Source organism: Sphingomonas daechungensis (assembly GCF_014489495.1).
Taxonomy (GTDB): Bacteria; Pseudomonadota; Alphaproteobacteria; order Sphingomonadales; family Sphingomonadaceae; genus Sphingomicrobium; species Sphingomicrobium daechungense.
Genome location: NZ_CP060780.1, coordinates 2635089 through 2654938, shown reverse-complemented (window position 1 = coordinate 2654938; position 19850 = coordinate 2635089). Strand labels below are relative to the sequence as shown.

The window sequence follows — 19850 nt, the reverse complement described above, 5'->3', positions numbered from 1 at the left end:
ATTATACGGAGAGAAACATGGCCACCGTCACCGACGAGAACCCGACCACCACCAGCCCGATTTCGACGAGGCGTCACGGCGATGTCCTGATCGTCCTGTCGAATAACCCGCCCGTGAATGCGCTCGGCGCGGCGGTCCGGCAGGGCCTGGTCGCGGCGATCGAGGAAGCCGAGGCCGACGATGCAGTGAAGGCCGTGGTCATCGCCTGCGAGGGCCAGACCTTCTTCGCCGGCGCGGACATTACCGAGTTCGGCAAGCCGCCGGTCATGCCGTGGCTGCCGGAGGTGGTGGATCGCATCGAAGCGTGTTCCAAGCCTGTTGTGGCCGCGATCCACGGGACGGCGCTGGCGGCGGTCTCGAGGTGGCGCTAGGCTGTCACTACCGCGTCGCACTGCCATCGGCGAAGCTCGGAACGCCGGAGGTTAAGCTCGGCCTGTTGCCGGGCGCCGGCGGAACGCAGCGGCTGCCGCGCGTGGCGGGCGTCCGCAAGGCACTGGAAATGTGCGCAACGGGCAATCCGATCGGGGCGAAGGACGGTTTCGACTGCGGTCTGATCGATCGGCTGATCGAGGATGATCTCATCCCGCACGCGGTGGGCTATGCCGAGGAAGTTCGCGATGTTCGCCCGCTCCCGAAAAGCAGCGAGCGCGAGTACAAGATCAACGAATGCGACCCGACGGTGTTCGCTGACTTCCGCAAGGAGAATGCTCGCAAGTTCCGCGGCTTCGACGCGCCGGAAAATAACATCCGTGCCGTCGAATTCGCCTGCAAGATGCCCTACTCCGAAGGCGTCATCGAAGAGCGCAAGCTGTTCATGGAGCTGATGAGCGGTGTGCAGTCGCGCGCGCAGCAATATTTCTTCTTCGCCGAGCGCAAGGCCGCGAAGATCGAAGGGCTCCCCGAAGGCACGCAGCCGCGCCCGGTCCGGAAGGTCGGCGTGATCGGCGCCGGCACGATGGGCGGCGGCATTTCGATGAACTTCCTGTCGGCGGGCATTCCCGTCACCATCTTCGAGATGAACCAGGAGGCGCTCGACCGCGGGTCGGGCGTGATGCGCAAGAATTACGAGGCGACGGCAGCGAAAGGCCGGATGACCGGCGAGCAGGTCGAGAAGGCGATGGGCCTTCTGACCCCGACGCTCGACTTCGAAGCGCTGGCCGATTGCGACCTCATCATCGAGGCGGTGTTCGAGCAGATGGAGGTGAAAAAGGACATCTTCACCCGGCTCGACAAGACGGTGAAGCAGGGCGCGATCCTCGCTTCCAACACGTCCTACCTGAACATCGACGAGATCGCGGCGGTGACCTCGCGGCCGCAGGATGTCGTCGGCATGCATTTCTTCTCGCCGGCCAATGTAATGAAGCTGCTCGAGGTCGTGCGCGGTGCGAAGACGGCTCCGGACGTGCTCGTCACGGTCATGGGCCTGTCGAAAAAGATCAAGAAGGTCGCGGTGGTCGCGGGCGTGTGCCACGGCTTCATCGGCAACCGCATGTTGATGCCGCGGCAGGTCGAAGCGACCAAGCTGCTGCTGGAAGGCGCGACGCCGGAGCAGATCGACCGCGTCCATGTCGAGTTCGGAATGCCGATGGGCCCGTTCCAGATGGCCGACCTAGCCGGTGTCGATATCGGCTGGCACCGCGATCCGACCCGGATTGAGAACATTCGCGACGCACTCGCGGCTGAGGGCCGCTGGGGACAAAAAAAGCAGGCCGGCTTCTACGATTATGACGACAAGCGCCGCCCGACGCCGTCCCGCGCGTGCAGGAGATCATCGACGACTTCCGCGCCAAGGCCGGTGTCGAGAAGCGCGAGATCAGCGACGAGGAAATCGTCGAGCGCACACTTTACACGATGGTCAACGAGGGCGCGAAGATCCTCGAGGAAGGCATGGCACAGCGCGCGTCCGACATCGATGTGGTCTGGGTCTATGGCTACGGCTGGCCCGTCTATCGCGGCGGTCCGATGTTCTGGGCGGACACCGTCGGCCTGCAGAACATCGTCGACGGCCTGAAGCGTCAGGAAGCGCGGATGGGAAGCGACTTCAGCTTTTCCAAGCTGCTGCTCGACAAGGCCGCTGCCGGAGAGAAATTCGGCAGGTGAACCCCGGCTCGCCCGCGGCGTTGTCTTTCCGATTGGAGAGGTAAGCCCATGACGAGCGTCCCGGAAACGGCCCCGCAGAATGCTGTACTGCGCTATTCGAACACGGCCGTGACCCTGCATTGGGTTGTCGGTTTGCTGGTGCTGTTCCAAGCCTATCTGGGCTTTCGCTTTGGCCTTTCGGACGACGGGCCGGCCCGCGACAACGTGTTCGTGTGGCACAAGACCGTCGGCCTTCTCATCTTGTTGCTAATGCTCGTCCGGCTGGCATACCGGTTGACGAATCCCCGCCGCCTTATCCGCCAGAGCTCAAGGGTTGGGAGCGGTTCGCGGCAGTCTGGAACCATCGACTGTTTTATTTGCTGCTGATCGCCATGCCGATCGTTGGCTGGGTTTCCGTTTCCGGTTATGCGAATAGGCCGACGACCCCGCTTCTGGGCGGGATCGAGATGCCGGTCATTCCTGGCATCAGCAAGGAGACCGGCGACGCTGCCGGCGAACTGCACGAGATGTCCGCCTTTCTCCTCGTCTTTCTGATTTTGGTCCACGCCGGAGCGGCGCTGAAGCACCAGTTCGTGGATCGCTGGCGAGGTTCGGCCAGAATGCCGCCGTTCACGTCGCACGGCGAGCCGGTGGCTATCGGGCAGGGGTCCGGGCGGCTCGTTCAAAAGGCGGAGCATCGCCAGCGCAACACCAGCGGCACCCGCCCCCATCAGGAAGGTCGCTTCCGATCCCTGGCGGTCCCACAGCAGGCCGGCGGCAAGGCTCGCCAGCAGAGTGGCGATCCCGGTGACGAACCAGAAGGCTCCGAAGCTCGTCGCGCGAAGGTGACTGGGCGCGCTGTCCGCGATCATCCGGGCGAACACGCCCTGGGTCATCGCCATGTGCGCTCCCCACAACAGCACACCGACGGCCAGGCCGGCGTAGCCGCTGGTCTTGGCGAGAATCAGGTCGGCGACCACTAGGACGGCCATCCCGGCCATCAGGATCGAGCGTGGACTCATCCGGTCGCTGAGCGAGCCGGCGGGGTAGGCGAGCAAGGTGTAGGCGAGATTGAAGAGCACGAGCGTCAGGGGTGAAAACGTCTCGGACAAGCCGATTTCGATGCCCTTCAGGATCAGGAAGCTTTCCGAGAAGCGCGCCAGAGTGAACAGGAAGCCGACCGCGAGCAGGCGCCGCGTCGACCGGTCGATGTCGCGGAAGCCGCGCAGCAGCGGCGACGGCTTGCCATCCAGTTCGCGATGCTCCGGCTCGCGAAGGGCGAGCCAGGCGAGCAGGAACGACAACAATGCGGGAATGACGGCGATCCAGTAAATCGTTCGGACATTGTCGGCGAGCAGCCACATGAGCGCGATCGCGACGATTGGCGCCAGAAGCGCTCCGGCCGTGTCGAGCGACTGGCGAAGACCGAACGCGCGGCCGCGGATTTCGGGCGGAGTTTCGTCCGCGATCATCGCATCGCGCGGGCTTCCGCGAATGCCCTTGCCGACCCGGTCGGCGAAGCGGGCGCCTAGCAGCTCCGCGGCGCCTTGAGCGATGGGAAACAGCGGCTTCGACAAAGCGGCGAGGCCGTAGCCTGCCACGATCCACGGCTTGCGACGCTTGCTGCGATCCGAGAGCCGGCCGGAGACCAGCTTGGCGAAGTTCGCAGTGGCTTCGGCAACCCCGTCGATTGCACCTAGCGCAACCGCCGGCAGGCCGAGCGTGACGGTGACAAAGACAGGCAGAAGCGCGTGATAGATCTCCGAACTGAGGTCCATCAGCAGGCTGATGAACCCTAGGATCCAGACGTTACGCGGAGCTTCGGGCGCGGCTTCACCGGCGTTCGCTAGCGGCAATCTTGCCAACTCACAAACATTTGCTACGCTGCAATCCATGCTTTGGGATCTTCGCCAGCCGCGGTCGCGGCCCGTTACGTCTCGGTCTCGCAGAACTTCCTGGCGGACGGTCCATCGGAACGCGCCGACCGGGCGCGCCGAATGTTGCTGTCCGCGGTGGGATCACAGGAACCCGCAACCCTCAACGATGTCGCCAAGGTCGTGGGACGCGGCGCGCCGGCTGTTAGCCGCGCTGTCGACGTCCTCGTCCGATCGGGCTTCATCGATCGGGTTGCCGACCCCAATAACCGGCGCCGGCTGGCGATGCGGCTGACCGACGAGGGCCGCGAATTCCTGACACGGCCCTCACCATCCGGCATGCTTGCGGGTAAACTCGAGCGCCTGGCTCCGAGCGAGGTCCGCGCGATCGAACGCGCGGTCGAGATCCTGGAACGAGCGGTCTAGCCCTCACCCGTTGCCGCGGCGACGGCGCGTTTCCCAGCCCTTCTTCGCGGCTTCACTTCGGCTACGTGACCGGCCAGAGCCGTCGTTCTTGCCGCCCTTGTCCTGCTTGTTGACCGTGCGCCAGGCCCGCTCCTCTGCCTCCTTCTTGGAAACACCGCGCTTTTCGTAGCCCTTTTCGATATGCTCGGCCTTGCGTTCCTGCTTTGCCGTGTACGCTCCACGAGGCATCACTAAACTCCTCTTTCAGGTGACTGATGCGCGAACGTTTGATTTGCCGGGACGTTGCCATGCTGCATTGCAACATTGGGGCAAATTCACTATGTGCGCCCTTCACATCTTCCGGGAAAAACAATGAATCTGCGTAACGTCGCGATCATCGCGCACGTCGACCATGGCAAGACGACCCTCGTCGACCAACTCTTCCGCCAATCGGGCACCTTCCGCGAAAATCAGCGCGTTGAAGAGCGGGCGATGGATTCGAACGACCTCGAAAAGGAGCGCGGGATCACGATTCTCGCCAAGTGCACCTCGGTTGAGTGGGAGCATGACGGGACGACGACGCATATCAATATCGTCGATACGCCGGGCCACGCCGACTTCGGCGCGGAGGTCGAGCGCATCCTCTCCATGGTCGACGGCGTCATCCTGCTGGTCGACGCCGCCGAAGGCCCGATGCCGCAAACGAAGTTCGTCACCGGCAAGGCGCTGGCGCTCGGCCTCAAGCCGATCGTCGTCGTGAACAAGATCGACCGCCCGGACGCGCGTCCGGCTGAAGTCCTCGACGAGGTGTTCGAGCTCTTCCTCAATCTCGAGGCCAACGACGAACAGCTCGACTTTCCGACGCTCTACGCATCGGGCCGGGCCGGCTATGCGGGCCGCGAGGACAGCGTCCGCGAGGGCGACCTGACGCCGCTCTTCGAGACGATCGTCAGCCATGTGCCGTCGCCGGGCCTCAACCCTGAGGGCGAGTTCAAGATGCTCGCCACCTTGCTCGACCGCGATCCGTTCCTCGGCCGCATCCTGACCGGCCGCATCGAAAGCGGCCGCCTGGACGTCAACATGCCGATCAAGGCGATCGACGTCGACGGAAACAAGGTGGAGGACGGCCGCGCCACCAAGGTGTTCGCGTTCCGCGGCCTTGAGCGCGTCCCTGTCGAGAGCGCGCAGGCGGGCGACATTGTCGCCATTGCCGGCCTCGTCAACGCGACCGTTTCCAACACGATCGCCGACCCGGCTGTCAGCGAACCGCTCCACGCGCGTCCGATCGATCCACCGACTCTGGCGATGAGCTTCTCCGTCAACGACAGCCCCTATGCAGGCCGCGACGGCGACAAGGTGCAGAGCCGCGTCATCCGCGAGCGCCTGGAGCGTGAGGCCGAGGGCAATGTCGCGATCCGCGTGACCACTGCGTCGGACAATGACAGCTACGAAGTCGCCGGCCGCGGCGAGCTTCAGCTCGGCGTCGTCATCGAGACTCTCCGCCGCGAAGGTTTCGAACTGTCGATCAGCCGCCCGCGCGTGCTGTTCCGTGACGGCCCGAACGGCCGCGAGGAGCCGTATGAGACGGTCGTCATCGACGTCGACGACGAGTTCAGCGGTACGGTCATCGACAAGATGGCGATCCGCAAGGCGGAAATGACTGACATGCGCCCGTCGGGGGCGGCAAGACCCGCCTGACCTTCAGTGCGCCGTCACGTGGCCTGATCGGTTATCACGGCGAGTTCTTGTCGGACACGCGCGGCACCGGAATCATGAACCGGCTGTTCGAGAAGTACGGGCCCCACAAGGGCCCGATCAGCGGCCGCCAGAACGGCGTCCTGATCTCAATGGAGCAGGGCAAGGCCGTCGCCTACGCGCTCAACGCGCTGGAAGACCGAGGCATCCTTTTCATCTCGCCGGGCGACGACCTCTACGAGGGCATGGTGATCGGCGAAAACGCCAAGATCCACGACCTCGAGGTCAATCCGCTGAAGTCGAAGCAGCTCACCAACTTCCGCGCTTCGGGCCCGAAGGACGAAGGCATCCGCCTGACCCCGCCGCGCCGGATGACGCTGGAGCAGGCGATCGCCTACATCCAGGACGACGAGCTGGTCGAAGTCACGCCGAAGGTGGTCCGCATCCGCAAGCGCTTCCTCGATCCCCATGAGCGCAAGCGGCAGTCACGGAAGATGGAAGCAGCCTGAAGCCCACGGCTGTCACCGCCGCTCAATTGAATCCTAACTGACGGGGAGCATTAGGCGGACATGTCGCGCAAGAAGTCGTCGGGCTCCGGTGACGCCACGCTTTCGGGCGTCGAGACCGCCATTCCGAAGAAGATCCACCAGATCTACTTCGGTGACGACCTGTCCGAGCGATTGAAGGCCAACGCCCGTGAACTCCGCGACCTGAACCCCAGTTGGGAATACGCGCTGTATGACGCTCACACGGGCGAGGATTACATCCGTACCCATTATGGCGCGGACGTCCTGCAGGCCTATCACCACCTCGATCCGCGCTATTACGCCGCGCGCGCCGACCTGCTGCGCTACCTGATCGTATATCGAGAGGGCGGCGTGTATCTGGATATCAAGAGCCGCTTCGACGGGCCGATCGACAAGTTCATTCGGGCGACGAAGGATTTGTCCTGTCCCAGTGGCGCAACGGAACGGGCGAGATCCACGAGGGCTTTGGGATCTACCGTGACATCGCATTCGTGCCCTGCGGCGAGTTTCAGAACTTTCACGTGATCGGCGCCGCGAAGCATCCGTTTCTAAACGCCGTCATCGAAGCGGTCCTGCGCAACATCAACGCCTATGCACCGTGGCATGCGGTCGGCCGGACCGGCGTTGTTCGAGTCACGGGACCGGTCGCCTACACCCGCGCAATCTTCCCGCTGCTCGAGCTCTTCCCCACAAGCGTGTCCGCCACGAGGGGAGATTGGGCTACAGTACAGTATCCCCGAGGCTTACGACCCCGATCCGGTAAGAGGGGTCACTACTCCGCCGTTAGTGACCCGCTCGTGCGCATGTCAGCTCCGGGAAAGATCGCAAGCGGGCTCTTCGCCAAGTTGCGAAGCTTGGGCGCAAGCGCCCGCCGGCGCAGCTAGGAAGAGTTTGCTCGGCTAGAAGCCGCAGTTGTTTGGCTTGTTTCGATCGAGCCGGAAGGCCGGCCCGGGAAATCCTGCAGGCTTGATCACAACCGCTACGAATTCGGCTCCGTCTGCGCTCGTCACATTGTGAGGGACGTATGCATCCTCGATGAAGGACTGCCCGGCGCTGTAAGGATGCCCCGTGCAAAGCGGGTCCGAGCCATCATACCAGGTGATATTGCCCTTCGTTACCGTAACGAACACCGGCGCCGGATGGGCATGCCATCCGCTGAAGCCACCGGCTTGGACCGTAAGCCGGTCGGCGCCGATGTCGGTGTCGTCCAAAGTCTTGAGGATCAGCCCCCACTTGCCCGTCTTGTCTTTGGATGTGTTCACAGTGAGCGTTCCGAAATGACCGCTCACGATCGGAGAGGGGCAAATCCCTGGCCCGGCGTAGCGGCGGCCGGTGCAACGAGAAATGACGAGAGGATGAGTGCGGAAGCGCTTGCTCCCGTAGCGAGTGCACGAAATGTGCCCATGACCAGTCTCCTGTGCTTGTTCGGGACTGTACTGGCTTCGGCCGTCACCTAATCGCGGCCGGCGGGCAGGGCCTATGGCCCTTTATTGATCGACATTGAACTTATCGAAGGTTTACGTCGGAGGTGAATTGCGTGCCGCCTATGAGCTGTAGGCCAAAGCGGCATGGATCACTTTCCGGCCATCTTAAGGACGACTGCCCATTCGTCATCCCGTACCGGAGCGACCGAGAGGCGAGACTGGCGAATGAGCTCCATCTTCGCCAGCTTCGGCTCGGCCTTGATCGCGGCCAAGGACACTGGACCCAGCGCCTCTACCGGCTCCACGCGAACCGAAACCCAGTCCGCATCCTTGGGTCGGGCTGGGCTTCGCGAGTGATACGCATGATCCCGACCACGGCCTTGTCCGTCATGCTTGCGTAGAAAAACGCCTCGTCGCCTGCCTTCATCGCCTTGAGATGGAGCCGCGCCGCATTGTTCCTGACGCCGTCCCATTCGGTCACGCCATCGCGGACGAGGTCGTTCCAGCTGTAACTGGAGGGTTCCGATTTCATCAGCCAATATGCCATCGCCGCGCGATACATCGCTTGCCGAGGCACGAAAAGCGACGAGTTTGCTGACGATGAGTAGAGGTTCTGTGACGACGAGTTGAGGATTACCCAGAAAGTTCCGCAGGTTAACGCAGGGCCGGCTCGACTCGCCGTTCAAAGGGTTGGGCTGCGACGGAGCTTCCCCTAACTGCACCGCAACAGATTGAAGCGGGTGAGCCGGCGCGAAGGGGCGCGGCTCCGGGCAAGACGGACGACCAATTCCGTAGAATGCGTGAGGCGCGGTGTAAGCGCCCGGTACGGTCGGCCGCCAGATATAGAGTGAAAATTGAAGAAGACCTTGGGTGGCCGCGCTTTGGCAGCGGCCGCGAGTCTGTTTCTTGTTGCAGTGTCCAACCAGGCCGTCGCCGCACCGCTCAACGCGATGTCGGCCGGCGTCGTGGATTCCAGCGCTAGGCCGCTCGGCGGCATCGCCCCTGCGATCAATGCCGCCGCGAACTCGCTGACGGCCGCGAAGACGGCCGCGGTTGCAACCATTACGAGCGCCCCGCGCACCGCCAGCTCGGTGACCTCGGTCGCGATGGAGGCCGCGTGGCTCTACCAGAACGGCTGGCCCCTTTATGCGCTGGTCGATCGCTACAGCAGCGGCACGCCATTGGACCAGGAAGGCACATGCCTTGCGACTGCGGTCTATTTCGAAGCGCGCGGTGAATCGCTGGAGGGCCAGCTCGCCGTCGCCAAGGTCGTGATGAACCGGGCTGCATCCGGCCAATATCCGTCAAGCTGGTGCGCGACCGTCAAGCAACCGTGGCAGTTTTCCTTCGTACGCGGCGGCCAATTCCCTGTCGTCGACACCGATTGTGAAGCATGGCGCAAGGCCCAGGGTGTTGCTCGTCTGGCTATCAGCAACGCAGTGCCGAGCGTGTCGAACGACGTGCTCTGGTATCACGCAAACTATGTCGCCCCGTCGTGGGGCGCCGTCTGACGCGGGCCACACAGATCGGCACACACATCTTCTACCGCGCGTAATCAGCGAGTTTCTTGGAAGGGAGGCCGGGTTGCAGCGATGCGATTCGGCCTTTTCTTTCGCTTGGGCGGGTCGGCGAGTCGCTTCGTCGTAAACTTCGTTCAACAGGGATTCGCACCGGCTGCTTTTCGGATGAGCATGGACCTCCAGAGATCTCTCCAAGGGGAAGGGGAGGAATTCGGTGCTCAAGATTCTGATTGTCGAGGATGATTCTCAGCTCGCGACCACGCTGAAATACCTTGTCGAGGACAATCCAAGATACCGGGTGATCGCGATCGCGGACGACGCGGACAATGCCGTCGCTGCGGCAGAGCATCACAACCCTGACCTTGCCTTGGTCGACCTCCATCTCGCCCGCGGAAGTACGGGATTCTCCGCGGCAGCCCGGCTAGGAGATTTCGACATCCCCTGCCTGTTCGTCAGCGGCAAGGCGCCCAACTTCCCGATGCCCGATCTCGCTCTGGGATGCCTGATGAAGCCATTCACGGCGGAAGAGGTTCATCGCGCGCTCAACCTGGCCGAGGACAGGCTGCGCGGCAGGGAGACGGTTCGGCCGCGGATCCCGCAGAACCTTCAGATGTACGAAACGTCGAAGGAAAACGACGCGCCGGAGGCGGGCTTCATTCCCTCGCGCCCGTCACTTCGTACGCGGCTCGAACACTGGATCGCGGGCCAGCACCGAGCGGCCTGATTCAGATGAAGCGCCGGAAGTAGTCGATCGTCTGACCCAGCCCCTGTTCCAGCTCGATCGTCGGTTCCCATCCCAGTTCGTTCTTCGCCTTTGAGATATTCGGCTGGCGCTGTTTCGGATCGTCCTGGGCAGCGGCTCCTGAATGATTTCGGAGCTGGAACCTGTCAGCGCGATGACTTTCTCCGCAAGCTCGCGGACCGTGAACTCGTTCGGGTTGCCGATGTTGATCGGCCGGTGACGTCGGGCCCGGTCTCCATCAGTGAGTGGAGGCCGCGCACCAGATCGTCGACGTAACAGAAGGAACGGGTCTGGCTGCCATCGCCATAGATGGTAATCGGCTCATTCCGCAGCGCCTGCATGATGAAGTTGGAGACCACGCGGCCGTCCGCCGGATGCATGCGGGACCGTAGGTGTTGAAGATGCGCGCGACCTTGATCGGCACCTTGTTCTGTCGGTGGTAGTCGAAGAACAGGGTTTCCGCACACCTCTTGCCCTCGTCGTAGCACGAGCGGATCCCGATCGGGTTCACATGGCCCAATAGTCTTCGCTCTGCGGATGGACTGCGGGATCGCCGTAGACCTCGCTGGTCGAGGCCTGGAGGATCTTGCACCCAAGGCGCTTGGCCAGCCCCAGCATGTTGATCGCGCCGTGGACCGAGGTCTTGGTCGTCTGCACCGGGTCATGCTGATAGTGGATGGGAGACGCCGGACATGCGAGATTGTAGATCTCGTCGACCTCGACGAAGAGCGGGAAGGTCACGTCGTGTCGCATGAACTCGAAGTGCGGATTCCCGTGTAGGTGGGCGATATTGTCCTTCGTGCCCGTGAAGAGGTTGTCCACGCAAAGGACGTCGTGACCCGCTTCGAGCAAGCGATCGCAGAGATGGGATCCGAGGAAGCCAGCGCCTCCCGTGACCATCACCCGTTTCCGCATGTTGTAATCGCGAGCCATTCACCCCCTTTATCGCCGAGACCGACTTCGTTCGAAGCCGTGTAACGCGACGAACCTAAGAATCTGAGTCCTTCGCGCAACGGCTCTGAAGAAAGTCCCGATTTGACACAACCAATGTTAATATCCTGTTGAGAATCATTAATGTTTCGTTTAGCCGGTCCCCTGGGTGCTCTTCCTCAACAGGGATGAGTCGTCGCTCATCAACGAGGTGTTCAAAAATGCGTCGCTCAGTATCGAAATTCATTGCAGGTGCGGTTCTCGCGGTTTCCGCCGCGAGCCCGGCCTTCGCAGCGAAGACAGTCGTGAATACGCTTCCTGCGGTTACGTCCGCGTGCAGCCTCAGCCTGCCGACTCCCGACGCAATTGCTTGCGCGGGATATTTCTCCGGCAACCTGCTGAACGGCAGCCCGACCGACGTTTTGAACCAGCAGCAGGCAATCGACTCGTTGCCCGGCACGTTCCAGTGGAACGGTAATTGGAGCGCGCTCGCGAACTCCACCAACCCCTTCTACGTCCTGGATACGGATCCGAACACGGTTAATCCGGGGCTGACCAACGGCAACCAGCTGAACTTCGGCACCACCCTTTACGGTCTGACGATCATCGGTGCCCACTTCGGCAACGGCAGCGTCGTCGGCAATAATTCGGTGTTCTGGTTGTTCGACTTCGGCACCACGGGCGCGCAGTACGTCGCTCTCGACAATCCGCAGGGCTGGTCGAACGCAGCACTTTACACCACTCAGCCGCCTCCGGGAGTTCCCGAACCGGCGACCTGGGCGATGATGCTCCTCGGCTTCGGCGCCGCGGGCACCGCTCTCCGCCGCAGCCGTCGCAAGACGGGGATGCTGGCGCAGATCGCCTAATCCGACTTTCTGAATTGCACGCACTGCCGGCCTTCGGGCCGGCAGTTTTTTTGTGCCCGAAGCTTTTCGGGAATGCTCAGCCGATCAGCCGGACCTCGGTACCCTTGAAGTTCATCACATTGGCGTCCGAACAACCCTTGGCGATGAGGACGCGGCCTTTGACGATCAGCTTGCGGCCGATGAAGCGGGCGCATTGCAGATCGGGAGTCTTGTCAGCATCGATCCGCACGGTTTCCGACGGGAAGTAGATGAGGCCTTTGAACTCGGAGAAGCTGTTGCCTCCGATGACGTTCTCAATCTCGTCGTGAGCGCCGGCCGAGCGGCGATCCTGGTAGATCAGAAGGCCGGCGTTCGGCCCCTGCGTTGGAGCGTGCAGCTTCACCTTGGCGCCGTTGTCGATCTGAATCTTGCCGACCGACCAGGGATCAGTCGCCGCCTGCTCGCTGGTGAGAAAGATGGTGCAGGCCCGGCAGGTCACCTCTGCAGATGAGCCGATGACCATATTGCCGCGATTGAGGATGTACTGTCCGTCGGCGAGAATGACCTTGCCGTCGATCAGCATGTTTCCATAGCAGCCGGCGGCAGGACGACAGCGTTGCCGTTGCTGTCGTCGGAGTTGACCGTCACGTTTGGGCAGCCTGTATTCGGCACCAATGGCGGGTCGCGGTCGGCGAAGGGATCTTTCTGCTTCACGCCGTAGGCGCGAACGCGCGACGAAGAAATGCCCTCCGCCTCAATCCCGCCGAATGCGGCAATCATATCCGCCTTCAAAGACGCGGAGCCTTCGGCGCTGATGGCGTCCTTGGATGAGGCATTGGTCGCCATTCCGCAGTCCATCTCGACGCTCGAGCTTGGCTCGACCTTCAGGCCCGTCTCCTGCTCCGTATCGAGAGCGAAGAGGCAATAGTCGCCATTCTCGACGACTGTTGCGATAGCCTCGACGCTGATCACCGGCGGTTTGCTGAGAAATAGCGAAGTGAAGGTCATCGACGCCGGCGTGGCGAGCCGAACCCGCACAGCGAACGGATCCTTGTCGCGCGGGGCAGGGGATTGCTCGGCCGAGACAGAGCGCCGCCGGTCCAGGCTCTGGTTGGCCGAGATGCTGCGGTCGACGGCGGTTTCCATATCCCCCGTCTGAATGAGGCCGTAGACGCCCGCGATCGCGGCCGCGTCGGCGGTTGATTGTAGCTCGCGCTTGGCGAACACCCATTGCACCGTGTCGACCGCAAGTGCCGCACAGCCAAGCATGATCGGCAGTCCCACCGCTGCGAGCGCAAGCACGTTGCCGCGTTCGTCGTTGAGCAGTACCCCGAGAGTCGCCTTCACCCGTCGCAACATCATGCGCGATGGTTAGCTCGACAGGGTTAAGGACCTTTAGCTCAGGCGACGGCTCGGAGCCTTGTGCCTTCGTAGGCCACGAGCAGTTCGGAGTCCGGCCCGACTTCGACAGCGGCGCGACCCTCCGCAATCCAGACGTCCGGAGCGACAAGAGCCTGCCCATCGGCGGCGATCGTCCCCTTGATTGGAATCAGCCAGGCCGGCTCGGCGTCGGTGGCGTCGAAGGTTCCGGCTCCAGACCGCCACCGCTCGACGGTGAACTTCGGTCCCGCGACCGCGATGCTCCGCACTTGGTCGATCTCGCGCTCCCTGACCTTCTCGATGACAAGATCGCTCCTCGCGGCGTCGATACCCTTGTCCAGGTGAAGCTCACGCGGACGCCCGTAGTCGTAGAGCCGATAGGTCACGTCGGAATTCTGCTGGACTTCGAGCACCGTGAGGCCGGGGCCGAGGGCGTGCACCGTCCCGGCCGGTGAATAATAGGCATCGCCCGCATCGGCTTTCCGCCAGTCGACGAGATCGACGATCGAGCCATCCATTGCTGCTGCGCGTAATTCGCCCGGGACACGGGCGACCGGAGCCCGATGCCGAGTTCTCCATTGGAATGGGCAGAAAGGACAATCCACGCCTCATCCTTGCCGCGCGCAAGGCCCGCCGTCTGAGCTGCGGCGTCGTCCGGGTGGACCTGCACCGACAGACGCTCGGATGTGAACAGATATTTGATCAGTAGAGGGTCGTCGGCGCCCTCTCGCTGGAACCAGATTTCGCCCAATGGATCGCCGTCGCTTGGCCCGAAGCCTTCAGGGACATCGGTTCTGCCCCACGGCTTGGAAACGCGATGCTGCTGAAGCTTGGTGAGCATTAAGCAGGTTTAAAGCCAGGGACCGTCGAGCGGCTAGTGCTGATTATGGTCGGGCATTTCGTGGTCCGCCATGTTGTGGTCGGTTGAAGTGCTCTTGGGCTTGGGCATTCACGCCCGGGAGAGGGGAAGCGGCTTGCCCGTTGCCGCCTGGTCGCCCTTCATCGACGGGTGTTCATGGGATGCCGCGACCAGGGCCCTTCGCTCAGCGCCCTCCTTGTCGATCTTCTGCCCCTGAGGGTCTGGAGAACCGCACCCGCCAAGTGACGCGACGGATATCGCGGTCACGAGGGCGAGTGCGGATCGAGTCATCAGAACTCAGGTACCAGCCTCGGGCTCGCAGTCCAACTGAAGCCGGAGAACATCTTCATCTGCTTGCCGTTGCCGAGATCGCCGCCGGAGCAGTTCAGCTTCTTGTTGATGCAATTATCCGTCCACATCGCGAGCACGGTATTGTCCCACCCGCCGAACCAGTCTGCGTGGAAGGTCGAGCCGTGCGGCAGGTCGGGACGCATCGCGTCCGAAGACAGCTGCCACTGCGACAGGTCGTCGCCCGCCTGGATCGAGAACCAGGCCTGCAACGTGAAGTCCGGAATGACGTACGGATGGGTGTCGGGGCACTTGGCATAGCCCAGCTGCCGTACGACTTGTAGGTCACGTGATCGCGGTGGTTGGCGCTGTCGAGGTTCTTGCCGTCCCAGCATGACGGGGCGTTGACGATCGCGCCGATCTTCGCGCCGGCGGGGCAGGTCGCCATTGCCGCCGGGATCGAGGGATAGTGTCCCTGTGTCGCGCCGGGGCCGTCACAGTTGAAGTAGACGGATCCGGTGGGCGCCTTGCCGGTGATCATGTCGTAGCCGAAGATGAACTTCAGGCCGTTCGGCAGGGGAACGCAATTGCCTTCCGCCTGCGGATCGCCGCTCGACAGCGAGCACTTCGGATCGCTGATCGGCCGGCGCTTGTAGTAGATCGCGAGGTAATCCGGGCGGATCACGTCGCCCTTGCCGTCGAGCATCGCCGGCATCCAGTACGCAGACCGGTTGAGCGGCGACATGCAGGTCGACGAGCCGCTGGCGCGCAGGCTGGAATAGGTCGAGTAAGCGTTCGCGCCCGTGTTGCCGTAAAACTGGTGGAGGTGCGATTTTCCTGGCTGTCCGGGGTAGACGATCGGATCGTCCTTGAGCAGCTGACCGGCGTTGCAGATGAATCGGAAGGCGCCGACGACGTCAGGGCTGGCCGACGGCGGGATTGCTCCCGTGCCCCAAGACGGAACCAGTTCCGAGTTCACGTCGAAGTTGCTGGGGACCATCGACAGCTCCGAGTAGAAGGAGTTGGTCGTGGTCGATGTCGGCGGCGAGGTTGTCGTTCCGCCGGTGGTCGTCGTCGGCGTCGTGGTAGTCGTGCCACCGGTATCGGTCGTCGACTTGCCTTTGCGCGGCTTCGTAAGGCGAAGCATGTCGTATTGCCCGCCCGTCACGCTCGGCGCGACGGCGACACCCGCAACCACAATTGCAATACCGATAGCCATGGCCTTGAAGGTCGAAAATTCACTGCTCACCGTTTTGCCTCCCAGACAAAATCTGGAGAGCAAAATCGGACTGAGACTCTTAAGATCAGGTAAGCTCAGAGCTAAGTTTCAATAAACCATGTTTCTGTCGTTTGGGCGACGTTCGACCGGTCGTTTCAGGACCGCGAAAAGGCTGTCATCAGCACCCTTTTCAAACGGCGCGCGACCGTTGCTACGCCCGGCGCCAAGCGATCGAGCCGGCCGCTGGTGATATCGGACCGCGAGGGTCGCTGCTCCGCAATCTGGGCAAAGACCGTGACGAGATCCGGATTTGCCCGGCGAAACCAGACGATCGCACCGTCGAGAGGGGTTTGATGGCCGGGTCGAAGTCCGGCTCCAGGGCTGCCTTCGCATCAGGCGCGAAATCCGGGTCTTCCAGCATCGACCGCAAGTAGGCCGACAGGCGGCGCGCGGCTTCCGGGCTGTACCCCATGCAGTGCGCCCCAATGATGTTCGAATCGGCGAGGTCGGACGGATCCTGCGCCTCGTAGCCGCCGTAGAAGATGTCCCAGCGATCCGGCAGCACATAGTCGCGAGCGGCGGCGTTGAAATCGCAATCGTCCTCGAGGGCGAGAACCCTTTCGCCAGCCTTCGCGGCCGTTTCGAGCAAGGCGAGATGGCTGAGGAAGCAGCCATGGACGTTCTTGTTAAGGAAGCGGCCCGCGTCCGGACCGACCGAAGCTTTGAAGAATGAAACTCTCGAATCATCCGCCAGCCCGACACGAGCCAACTCTTCTCGCATCTCGCGCCGCCGATCGTCGCGATGCGGAAGGTTGAGGATTCGGACTGCATCGAAAGCGTCGAAGAAACTCACGGCTTGCATCCGTCCGACCCGCCTTGCGCGCGTGCATCCTTGGCGGCCATGGGCCGAAGTCGTGTCCCGCTCGCTCCCTTGGAGCAATTGGATGCGTCCGATGCCTCACGTCGCGTAGCCTTTATGATCGGCGTTCCGCTATCGATGACCAATGTTCCCCGGGTCTCGTCCGAGACCAGTTCCGACTTTGGCTCGGTGGTCGATACCAGCTCGCCCTTGGTCACCTTGATCGGGTCATCCGGTGCAGGCTCGATCAACGGCTTCAGGGGATCCGGAATTCCGTCGAGCGGAATCTGGACAGTGGAAGGCGGCGGAGGAAGCGGTTCGGCCCCGGTGTAACGCTGGCGGAATGCGCTTGCAGCTCCAAGACCGCCTTTGAGACGGTAGAAAATATGACGCCCGATCTGCACCGACTTATCGAGTGAGTCCGCCCAATACGGCAGCACGTAGTCCGCGTGATAATGGGTCGCGTGCCCGACGGGACCGAAGACTTTTCCAGCCAAGGCTTCAGTCGCGACGCGCTCGGCCTGCTTCCATAGTGACTGGGCGGGTGCGCGGGTCAGGGAGCCATCACAGGTGAACGTGAACTGACATCCGGTGGTCCGGTCCGCGCCCTGGTAGACCACGCCGCATACCGAGTGCGGGTAGGCCGAGTGACGCATGCGGTTGAGCACGACCTGGGCGACCGCGCGCTGCCCGTCGAGACCTTCGCCCGCCGCTTCGTAATAGACGGCCTGGGTGAGGCATTCGAGTGCCCGGTCACGCGTCGCTTGATCCGCGTCCAGCTTGAACGCGCCGGCTGGGGTGTCGGGCCGGGTCGTGAATGCCCGTTGCGCATTCTCCTTCAGCGCTTCTTCCGGCGTGATCGGCTTGAAGAGGTCCGGCGGGGCAGGTTCAGTTGCACCGCTGGAGAGATGGCAATCGTGGCCGACGCACTTCGACCGGCGATGGCGTGACGGGTGTTCTGGCGCGCAAGATAGATCGCTGCCGAAATGCCCGCCGCAAGCAGGACCAGCGAAGCGAGCGCCGCGATGACAAAACGCCGCTTGCGCCGCCGCTTCCGCCATTGGGTTGGAGTTTCGATCTTCATGCCGCTGTCTTTTGCCAGCGGTAGGCCATGAGAAAGATCGCCGGACCTTCGACGAGATACCGCCGCCACAGCCGCCGGGGATTGGTGGCCAGCCGGTGAGCCCATTCCAGGCCAAGCTTCCGTGCAATCAGGGGAGCGCGCTTCTGTTTGTTCGTCACGAAGTCGAGACCCGCGCCGACGCAGAGCGCCAGGCCCCGCGCTTTGGGCATACTCGCGACCTCTGCGGCGATCAGTTCCTGCTGGGGCGATCCAACACAAATGAAGGTGAACCGCGCCCGCTCCCGAGCGACAAACTGCGCCGCCGCCGTGCGAGCCGATGCATTCGTCAGCAAGCCCATGGGCGGACGGTGCTGAACGATCTTCAGTTGGGGAAACCTGGACTGGAGGTCGTCGGCCGTTTCCGGATCGCCCCGACGATGGCGATTTTGTCGCCGGCAACGACGACCGACTTCAGAAGAATCTCGGTCAGGTCGCTTCCCGGCAGGACAGGCAGGTCAACGCCTTTCCACTTTGCGAGACGGGCCAGGACCTTGCTGTCGCAGACGCAGAAGTTCGCCTGGCGGTAGGCGTTTTCAAGGCCCGGCACATCCGATGCGCGGCGATGGAGGCGGACAAGATGGTCCACGTTCGGAGTGACTAGGAATTGGTACGGGCTGTCGGCACCGACCGCCTCTATGCGGGCCAGGATCTGATTGGTCGGTTCGGCGTCGAAATCGACGTCCAGGAAATTCCGACGGCTAGTAGGCATCGCGGTCGAAGAAGACTGCGCGGACAGTCGCGAGCATAATGTGGAGGTCCAGCCACAGCGACCAGCGATCGATGTATTCCTTGTCCAGCTCAACCCGGCGCATGGCCCGTTCGACGGTTCGGATTTCACCGCGAAGTCCCTTCACCTGGGCGAGACCCGTAATACCCGGGCGGACCCGATGGCGTCCGGCGTAGCCGCGCACGGCGTCCTGATAGTAGCGATCGCCGACGCGCATCTCGAGCGCGTGCGGGCGGGGCCGACGAGCGACATGTCGCCACGGATGACGTTGAACAGCTGCGGCAACTCGTCGATGCTGAGCTTGCGCAGGATTTTGCCAACCGGCGTTACCCGCGGATCGTCCTTGGTCGTCGTCGCGCGCGCGCCGAGGTCAGTCTGATCAGCATACATCGTTCTGAATTTGTAGACGTCGATGACTTCGTTGTTGAAGCCGACCCGTGGTTGCACGAACAGGATTGGGCCCGGACTCGTCATGCGGATCAGCAGAGCCGCAATTCCCATCAGCGGAGCGAGGAAGACCAGCGCGATCCCGCCCAGCAGGAAATCCTCGCCGCGCTTCACGAACTGGTTCACGTCCCGGAACGGCCGCTGCCACAGGTTGAGCACGGGTAGCGAGCCAAGCAGGTGCACACGGTAATCCGGAGCAAGCTCGATCGCCTCAGGCGGGATCAGCGATACGTCCACTGAAACCGCGCTGAGACCATCAACGATGTCGTGCAAACGTTGGGGCGGCAGGTTCGGAACGCTGATCAGCACCTGGTCAACTTCGCCGCGCCGGGCGAGCTCCGCGAGGTCTTCGTAACCGCCGATCAGTTTGAGGTCGTCCAGCGCCTCGATTTTCGGGCGGTCGTCCGCAACGCCAACGAAACGCAGGTGCGGCAAGTCGAGGGCGGTCAGCAGGCGGCGGATCATCGCCACCGACTGGGGATCGGCACCGTAGAAAGCGATCCGTTGTTCGATCGCGCCGCTGGAAGCCATTCGCGTCAGGAAGATGCGGATCAGCGGGCGGGAGATCGCCAGGCAGACCAGCAATGACAACAAATACAGGAGGCTGACGCCCCTGGAATAAATCTCGATCAGTCCGAACTGCCAGACGAGGGCCGAGGCAAGCAGGCTTGCGACGGTCGCATCGACCAGTGCATCGCCTTCCTCGTGCATCAGGTCGACGAGCGTGCGGCGATAGGCGCGGCGGCTCGAACGGATCAGCAGGAAGGCCGCGATCAAAACGGCCAGCGCGAAGATGTGAACCGGGTAATTGACCGGCACGCCAACCAGGAAGCTGTACGAAACGAGCGCGATCGGGACGCTGATCGCAAGGCAGATGAAGTCGGCCAGCAGGAAGATTGGTCCGACG

The 19850-nt window shown here is 62.7% G+C and carries 17 protein-coding genes and 7 pseudogenes; 8 read left to right on the top strand and 16 right to left on the bottom strand.

Features of this window, described 5'->3' with window-relative positions; all coding sequences use genetic code 11:
* Positions 1-17: 17 nt before the first annotated feature.
* Both H9L15_RS14495 and H9L15_RS20595 read left to right on the top strand, forming a co-directional pair.
* Positions 18-2100 (top strand): annotated as a pseudogene (locus H9L15_RS14495) (3-hydroxyacyl-CoA dehydrogenase NAD-binding domain-containing protein).
* 48 nt (positions 2101-2148) lie between these two features.
* A pseudogene (locus H9L15_RS20595) lies at positions 2149-2621 on the top strand (cytochrome b); the annotation flags it as partial.
* 168 nt (positions 2622-2789) lie between these two features.
* Here the strand turns inward: H9L15_RS20595 and H9L15_RS20590 are convergent.
* Positions 2790-3857, bottom strand: a pseudogene (locus H9L15_RS20590) (MFS transporter); the annotation flags it as partial.
* A 120-nt stretch (positions 3858-3977) separates the two neighbouring features.
* Here H9L15_RS20590 and H9L15_RS14480 point away from each other — a divergent pair.
* Entirely contained in the window at positions 3978-4379 is a 402-nt protein-coding gene (locus H9L15_RS14480) for a MarR family winged helix-turn-helix transcriptional regulator (protein WP_223276305.1), read from the top strand.
* Positions 4380-4382: 3 nt separating this feature from the next.
* Here H9L15_RS14480 and H9L15_RS14475 read toward each other — a convergent pair whose 3' ends face one another.
* Entirely contained in the window at positions 4383-4607 is a 225-nt protein-coding gene (locus H9L15_RS14475) for a plasmid stabilization protein (RefSeq protein WP_187714563.1), read from the bottom strand.
* A gap of 123 nt (positions 4608-4730) precedes the next feature.
* On the opposite strand from H9L15_RS14475, the pseudogene typA reads away from it, so the two are divergent.
* Both typA and H9L15_RS14465 read left to right on the top strand, forming a co-directional pair.
* Positions 4731-6562 (top strand): annotated as a pseudogene (gene typA / locus H9L15_RS14470) (translational GTPase TypA).
* A gap of 60 nt (positions 6563-6622) precedes the next feature.
* Positions 6623-7105, top strand: coding sequence for a glycosyltransferase family 32 protein (locus H9L15_RS14465; protein ID WP_187714562.1), 483 nt, complete (start codon positions 6623-6625; stop codon positions 7103-7105).
* A 374-nt stretch (positions 7106-7479) separates the two neighbouring features.
* Here the strand turns inward: H9L15_RS14465 and H9L15_RS14460 are convergent, their stop codons facing one another.
* Both H9L15_RS14460 and H9L15_RS14455 read right to left on the bottom strand, forming a co-directional pair.
* Positions 7480-7842, bottom strand: a complete 363-nt coding sequence (locus tag H9L15_RS14460) for a cupin domain-containing protein (protein ID WP_187714561.1) — start codon at positions 7840-7842, stop codon at positions 7480-7482.
* A gap of 311 nt (positions 7843-8153) precedes the next feature.
* A pseudogene (locus H9L15_RS14455) lies at positions 8154-8551 on the bottom strand (EVE domain-containing protein).
* 307 nt (positions 8552-8858) lie between these two features.
* On the opposite strand from H9L15_RS14455, the gene H9L15_RS14450 reads away from it, so the two are divergent.
* The gene (locus tag H9L15_RS14450; protein WP_187714560.1) at positions 8859-9515 is read left to right on the top strand and encodes a cell wall hydrolase; all 657 of its coding nucleotides are present in this window, start codon (positions 8859-8861) and stop codon (positions 9513-9515) included.
* A gap of 223 nt (positions 9516-9738) precedes the next feature.
* Positions 9739-10248 (top strand): response regulator, encoded by a 510-nt coding sequence (locus H9L15_RS14445; RefSeq protein WP_187714559.1) that lies wholly within the window; start codon positions 9739-9741, stop codon positions 10246-10248.
* Between the two features lie 164 nt (positions 10249-10412).
* On the opposite strand, the pseudogene H9L15_RS20585 reads toward H9L15_RS14445, so the two are convergent.
* Positions 10413-10777: pseudogene (locus H9L15_RS20585) on the bottom strand (NAD-dependent epimerase/dehydratase family protein).
* Entirely contained in the window at positions 10774-11199 is a 426-nt protein-coding gene (locus H9L15_RS19150; protein ID WP_262984828.1) for a GDP-mannose 4,6-dehydratase, read from the bottom strand. Before H9L15_RS19150 ends, H9L15_RS20585 begins: the two are co-directional and overlap by 4 nt.
* Positions 11200-11501: 302 nt before the next feature.
* Between H9L15_RS19150 and H9L15_RS14435 the strand changes: the two genes are divergently transcribed.
* Complete coding sequence (locus H9L15_RS14435) at positions 11502-12062, top strand: PEPxxWA-CTERM sorting domain-containing protein (RefSeq protein ID WP_223276304.1); 561 nt, start codon at positions 11502-11504, stop codon at positions 12060-12062.
* A gap of 76 nt (positions 12063-12138) precedes the next feature.
* Here the strand turns inward: H9L15_RS14435 and H9L15_RS14430 are convergent, their stop codons facing one another.
* From H9L15_RS14430 to H9L15_RS14390, 10 genes and pseudogenes are all read right to left on the bottom strand, one after another.
* On the bottom strand, positions 12139-12624 hold the full coding sequence (locus H9L15_RS14430) for a hypothetical protein (protein WP_187714557.1): 486 nt from the start codon (positions 12622-12624) through the stop codon (positions 12139-12141).
* Positions 12618-13403, bottom strand: coding sequence for a pilus assembly protein TadG-related protein (locus H9L15_RS14425; RefSeq protein WP_187714556.1), 786 nt, complete (start codon positions 13401-13403; stop codon positions 12618-12620). Before H9L15_RS14425 ends, H9L15_RS14430 begins: the two co-directional genes overlap by 7 nt.
* A gap of 38 nt (positions 13404-13441) precedes the next feature.
* Positions 13442-13939 (bottom strand): phosphoheptose isomerase, encoded by a 498-nt coding sequence (locus H9L15_RS18100; protein ID WP_223276303.1) that lies wholly within the window; start codon positions 13937-13939, stop codon positions 13442-13444.
* A 431-nt stretch (positions 13940-14370) separates the two neighbouring features.
* Complete coding sequence (locus H9L15_RS14415; protein WP_187714555.1) at positions 14371-14571, bottom strand: hypothetical protein; 201 nt, start codon at positions 14569-14571, stop codon at positions 14371-14373.
* A gap of 94 nt (positions 14572-14665) precedes the next feature.
* Positions 14666-15817 carry a DUF1996 domain-containing protein gene (locus tag H9L15_RS14410; RefSeq protein ID WP_187714554.1) on the bottom strand — a complete coding sequence of 384 codons (1152 nt, stop codon included), beginning with the start codon at positions 15815-15817 and terminating at the stop codon, positions 14666-14668.
* Between the two features lie 181 nt (positions 15818-15998).
* Positions 15999-16640, bottom strand: coding sequence for a glycosyltransferase family 25 protein (locus H9L15_RS14405; protein WP_187714553.1), 642 nt, complete (start codon positions 16638-16640; stop codon positions 15999-16001).
* Complete coding sequence (locus H9L15_RS14400; protein ID WP_187714552.1) at positions 16637-17707, bottom strand: cell wall hydrolase; 1071 nt, start codon at positions 17705-17707, stop codon at positions 16637-16639. Before H9L15_RS14400 ends, H9L15_RS14405 begins: the two co-directional genes overlap by 4 nt.
* 19 nt (positions 17708-17726) lie before the next feature.
* The gene (locus tag H9L15_RS18095; protein WP_262984827.1) at positions 17727-18068 is read right to left on the bottom strand and encodes a WecB/TagA/CpsF family glycosyltransferase; all 342 of its coding nucleotides are present in this window, start codon (positions 18066-18068) and stop codon (positions 17727-17729) included.
* Between the two features lie 23 nt (positions 18069-18091).
* On the bottom strand, positions 18092-18478 hold the full coding sequence (locus tag H9L15_RS18090; RefSeq protein ID WP_223276302.1) for a WecB/TagA/CpsF family glycosyltransferase: 387 nt from the start codon (positions 18476-18478) through the stop codon (positions 18092-18094).
* Positions 18468-19654: pseudogene (locus H9L15_RS14390) on the bottom strand (exopolysaccharide biosynthesis polyprenyl glycosylphosphotransferase). The gene H9L15_RS18090 and the pseudogene H9L15_RS14390 overlap by 11 nt, the downstream one beginning before the upstream one ends.
* Positions 19655-19850: the final 196 nt, after the last annotated feature.